At 61.1% G+C, this 5,564-nt stretch carries 4 protein-coding genes; 1 reads left to right on the forward strand and 3 read right to left on the reverse strand.

Features of this window, described 5'->3' with window-relative positions:
- A partial coding sequence (locus L9Z73_RS24175) for a PAS domain-containing protein (protein ID WP_247406455.1) occupies window positions 1–549 on the reverse strand: 549 nt, incomplete at its 3' end.
- Window positions 550–762: 213 nt separating this feature from the next.
- Here L9Z73_RS24175 and L9Z73_RS24180 point away from each other — a divergent pair.
- Window positions 763–2,961, forward strand: coding sequence for an OsmC domain/YcaO domain-containing protein (locus tag L9Z73_RS24180; protein ID WP_247406457.1), 2,199 nt, complete (start codon window positions 763–765; stop codon window positions 2,959–2,961).
- Between the two features lie 217 nt (window positions 2,962–3,178).
- Here the strand turns inward: L9Z73_RS24180 and L9Z73_RS24185 are convergent, their stop codons facing one another.
- Entirely contained in the window at window positions 3,179–4,345 is a 1,167-nt protein-coding gene (locus L9Z73_RS24185) for a cystathionine gamma-synthase (protein ID WP_247406459.1), read from the reverse strand.
- A partial coding sequence (locus tag L9Z73_RS24190) for a pyridoxal-phosphate dependent enzyme (protein WP_247406461.1) occupies window positions 4,342–5,564 on the reverse strand: 1,223 nt, incomplete at its 5' end. The genes L9Z73_RS24185 and L9Z73_RS24190, both read right to left, overlap by 4 nt.

Here is a 5,564-nt window from a genome sequence, read left to right on the forward strand (position 1 = left end):
CGCAACGGCTACCGCCACCGCCATGGCCAGCGGCGCGCTGAGGAACAGCCCGCCCACGGCGCCGGCAAGCCCGGTGGCCACATAGGGCACGCTGTCGAACAACGTCGACAGCCAGCTATCCCGGCGCGAAACCGCCGATTTGCCTTGGCTGATACGTCGGTACAGTGCCTGGGCACGTCGGATTTCATCAGCGCTCGGCTTGACCCTGACCGACTCGAAGCCCACCACCCGGCTGCCTTCGAAGATCGGCGTGACGTAAGCGTTGACCCAATAATGATCGCCGTTTTTCGAGCGATTCTTGACGATGCCCATCCACGGCTGGCCTTGCTTGAGCGCGCGCCACATATGGGCAAATACGGCAGGGGGGACATCGGGATGGCGCACGATATTCTGCGGGGCGCCGATCAGGTCGGTGCGTTCAAAACCGCTGATATCGACAAAAGCATCGTTGCAGTAAGTGATCTTCCCTTCAACATCGGTTGCGGAAATGAGCTTCTGCGAAGGCGCGAGGGTAATCTCGCGCTGTGTCACTGGCTGGTTGTTGCGCATTCGACTACTCCCTGAATTGCTTGTAGGACATCGGCAACCATTCAAATAAGTTGAAGACCGATTGTCTGGCAATTCAAAACAGCGACATTGCACCGGTCTAAATCCTGTATTCAGCCCTGTCAGTCGGCAGCCGAAACGCGAAAGCACAAGACTTCAAACGCAAATGCCGGATAATGGCGGCCAATTTGAAGTTCGCTATTTTGGTAATCCCGCATGGAAATTAAGGTTAACTTTCTCGACAATCTTCGACTTGAAGCCAAGTTCGATGACTTCACGGTGATCGCCGATCAACCGATTCGCTATAAAGGCGATGGGTCGGCGCCGGGGCCATTCGATTACTTCCTGGCTTCGTCGGCATTGTGTGCGGCGTACTTTGTGAAGCTGTACTGCCAGACGCGCAATATCCCCACGGAAAACATCCGGCTGTCGCAGAACAACATTGTCGATCCAGAAAATCGCTACAACCAGATTTTCAAGATCCAGGTGGAACTGCCTGCGGATATCTCCGACAAGGATCGCCAAGGCATCCTGCGCTCGATCGACCGTTGCACCGTGAAGAAAGTGGTGCAGGCCGGGCCTGAGTTCGTGATCGAAGAGGTGGAAAACCTCGACGCCGATGCCCAGGCGCTGTTGATGCCCAACGCCACTTCTGAGGCCGGCACCTACATCGTGGGCAAGGACCTGCCGCTGGAGCAGACCATCGCCAACATGTCCGGCATCCTGGCCGGCCTGGGCATGAAGATCGAGATCGCCTCGTGGCGCAATATCGTGCCGAACGTGTGGTCGCTGCATATCCGCGATGCCCATTCGCCCATGTGCTTCACCAACGGCAAGGGCGCGACCAAGGAAAGCGCGCTGGCCTCGGCGTTGGGCGAGTTCATCGAGCGTCTCAACTGCAACTTCTTCTATAACGATCAGTTTTGGGGCGAAGAACTGGCCAACGCGCCGTTCGTGCATTACCCGGACGAGCGCTGGTTTCAGCCTGGGCCCAAGGATGAGCTGCCGACGGAAATCCTCGATGCTTATTGCCTGAAAATCTACAACCGCGATGGCGAGTTGCGCGGCTCGCACCTGTTCGACACCAACTCCGGCAATGAAGAGCGCGGGATTGTCGCGCTGCCGTTTGTGCGCCAGTCGGACGGCGAGGTGGTGTATTTCCCGTCCAACCTGATCGAAAACCTGTACCTGAGCAACGGCATGAGCGCCGGCAACACCCTGGCCGAAGCCCAGGTGCAGTGCCTGTCGGAGATCTTCGAGCGGGCGGTCAAGCGCGAAATCATCGAAGGCGAATTCGCCCTGCCAGATGTGCCGACTGAAGTACTGGCCAAGTACCCGGGTATTCTGGCCGGTATCCAGGGGCTGGAAGCCCAGGGCTTCCCGGTGCTGGTCAAGGATGCCTCGCTGGGCGGTGAATTCCCGGTGATGTGCGTGACCTTGATGAACCCGCGTACCGGTGGTGTGTTTGCTTCGTTCGGCGCGCACCCGAGCCTGGAAGTGGCGCTGGAACGCAGCCTCACTGAACTGCTGCAGGGCCGCAGCTTCGAAGGGCTCAACGACCTGCCGCAGCCGACCTTCGAAGGCCACGCAGTGACCGAACCGAACAACTTCGTCGAGCACTTTATCGACTCCAGCGGCGTGGTCTCGTGGCGCTTCTTCAGTGCCCAGTCGGATTACGAATTTGTCGAGTGGGACTTCTCCGGGCAGGGTGAAAACTCCAACGCCGAAGAAGCCGCGACACTGTTCGGCATTCTCGAAAACATGGGCAAAGAATCGTACATGGCGGTGTATGAGCACCTGGGCGCCACCGCCTGTCGCATCCTGGTGCCGGATTACTCGGAAATCTATCCGGTGGACGACCTGATCTGGGACAACACCAACAAAGCCCTGTTTTTCCGCGCCGACATCCTCAACCTGCATCGCCTGGATGACACTGAACTCAAGGCGCTGGCCGAACGCCTGGTGGAAAGCGAACTGGACGATTACACCGACATCACCACCTTGATCGGCATCGAGTTCGACGACAACACCGCCTGGGGCCAACTGACCATCCTGGAATTGAAGCTGCTGATCTACCTCGCCCTGCAACAATATGAGGACGCGAAGGAAGCGGTGGAAATGTTCCTGCAGTACAACGACAACACTGTTGAACGCGGCCTGTTCTATCAGGCGGTGAACGCGGTGCTGGAGATGGAGCTGGATGAAGACCTGGAACTGGCGGACTACGAGGCCAACTTCCGGCGGATGTTTGGTCACGAGCGGATGGATGCGGTGATCGGTTCGGTTAATGGCAGCGTGCGCTTTTATGGGCTGACGCCGACCAGCATGAAGCTGGAAGGGCTGGATCGGCATCTGCGCTTGATCGAGAGCTACAAGAAGCTGCATAGCGCGCGAGCCAACGTCACGTCAGCCTGACCCACCGCTATCGGGGGCAAGCCCCCTCCCACATTAGGATGTCATTGGCGGACTACGAGGCGTCTCCAAAAACCAGGGCGAGCATCACGTCAGTCTGACGCCGTATCCAGTGTGGGAGGGGCGGTGCGACGATTCGACTTGCTCCCGATAGCAATCTGTCAGTCGCTGAATCAGGAGACTGACCCACCGCTATGAGGAGCAAGCCGCCCCTCCCTCATTAGATATATGCCAAGGCTTGCGCCAGGTCTGCGCGCAAGTCCTCCACATCTTCAACCCCCACCGACAACCGCACCAATCCATCGCCGATGCCCAACTGCGCCCGCGTCGTCGCCGGGATGCTGGCATGGGTCATGATCGCCGGGTGTTCGATCAGGCTTTCCACGCCGCCGAGGCTTTCGGCCAGGGCGAAGAGCTTGACGTGCTCCAGGAAACGCGTGACGCCGGCCAGGTCGCAGTTCAATGCGACTGAAATCATCCCGCCAAACCCATGCATCTGCCGACGTGCCAGGACGTGTTGGGGGTGGGAGACCAGGCCCGGGTAGTACACCCGCGCCACTTGCGGTTGGTGTTCGAGCCAGGTCGCGAGGTCCAGCGCATTGCTGCAATGGCGCTCCATGCGCAGGGCCAGGGTTTTCACGCCGCGCAGGGTCAGGAAGGCGTCGAACGGCCCGGCAATGGCGCCGACCGAGTTCTGCAGGAAGCCCAGGCGCTCGGCCAGTTCGGGGTTGTCGCCGACAATCGCGATACCGCCGATCACGTCGGAGTGGCCATTGAGGTATTTGGTGGTGGAATGCACCACGATGTCGCAGCCCAGCTCCAGCGGACGCTGAATCCACGGGCTGGCGAAGGTGTTGTCCGCCACGCAGAGGATGCCGCGGGCGCGGCAGATGCGGGCGATGGCGCTGAGGTCGGTCAGGCTCAGCAACGGGTTGCTGGGTGTCTCGACCCAGACCATGCGCGTGTCGTCCTGCAACGCCGCTTCAAACGCCTGCACATCGCTCAAGTCGACAAAACTGAAACGGTGCCCGGCGCTGCGCTGGCGTACCTTGTGGAACAGGCGGAAGGTGCCGCCATACAGATCGTTGCCGGAGACCACATGGCTGCCGGCATCCAGCAACTCCAGCACGCTGGAAATCGCCGCCAGCCCCGAGGCAAAGGCAAACGCCTGGCGGCCGCCTTCCAGGTCGGCCACGCAGCGCTCCAGGGCGAACCGAGTGGGGTTGTGGGAGCGGCCATAGTCGAAGCCCTTGTGTACGCCGGGGCTGTCTTGCAGGTAGGTGGAGTTCGCATAAATCGGCGGCATCAGCGCGCCGGTGGTCGGGTCGGGTGTTTGCCCGGCGTGGATCACGCGGGTGGCAAACGCGTTTTTATCGGGCTGACTCATGCAAGGGATCTCCGTAGGTGATTGAGCAGGTCGACACGGGTGATCAGGCCATGGAAGCCCGACGCGTCGGCGATGATGGCGACCAGGCCGCGATCCAGCTCCGCCTGCAACTCGGCGAGGCTGGCGCTGGGGGCGAGGGTGTGCACGGTCTCGGTCATGGCGCTGGCGACGATCATGGAAAAATCCGCAGCGTCGTGGTGCAGGCCCAGCAGGATGTCGGACTCGTCAATCACCCCCACCAGTGCCTGGCCGTTCACCAGCACCGGCAGTTGCGAAACATCGGCCAGGCGCATGCGCTGGAAGGCGGTGAGCAGGGTGTCGTCGGGGCTGACGCTGATCACGCGACCGTCTTCGAAGCGCCGCGCGATCACGTCACGCAGGTCGCCGTAGTGCTTGTAGTGCAGCAAGCCCGCATCGTTCATCCACTGGTCGTTGTAGACCTTCGACAGATACCGCGTGCCGGTGTCGCAGACAAAGCTGACCACACGTTTGGGCGTGGTCTGCGCGCGGCAATAGCGCAAGGCTGCGGCGAGCAGGGTGCCGGTGGACGAGCCGCCGAGAATGCCTTCGGCCTTGAGCAACTGGCGGGCGAGGTCGAAGCTCTCTTCATCGCTGATGGAATAGGCGTGGCGCACGCTGGACAGGTCGGCAATCGAGGGGATGAAATCTTCGCCGATCCCTTCAACCGCCCAGGAACCCGGGGTGACCAAGGTGCCGCTGCGGCTGAATTCGGCCATCACCGAACCGACGGGGTCAGCCAGCACCATTTCCAACGCTGGCTGCACCCGCTTGAAGAAACGCGTCAGCCCGGTGAGTGTGCCGGCCGAACCGACGCCCACCACAATCGCGTCGAGGTCATGCTGGGTTTGCGCCCAGATTTCCGGTGCGGTGCTGGTTTCGTGGGCGAGTGGGTTGGCCGGGTTATTGAACTGGTCGGCGAAGAACGAGCCCGGCATGTCCTTGGCCAGGCGCGCCGCCACGTCCTGGTAGTACTCGGGGTGGCCCTTGCCGACATCGGAGCGGGTGATATGCACTTCGGCGCCCATGGCCTTGAGGTGCAGCACCTTTTCGGTGGACATCTTGTCGGGCACCACCAGCACCACCCGGCGCGCCCGGCCGATACGCGCCAGGTCGAGGTCGATATTGCCGCTCAAGTCCCCCGAGAACGCCACCATGGCATGGGGCCGCGCGCAGTATTCGTCCAGGGTCAGCGGTTCTA

This window comes from Pseudomonas emilianonis, from assembly GCF_023072625.1.
GTDB lineage: Bacteria > Pseudomonadota > Gammaproteobacteria > Pseudomonadales > Pseudomonadaceae > Aquipseudomonas > Aquipseudomonas paraveronii.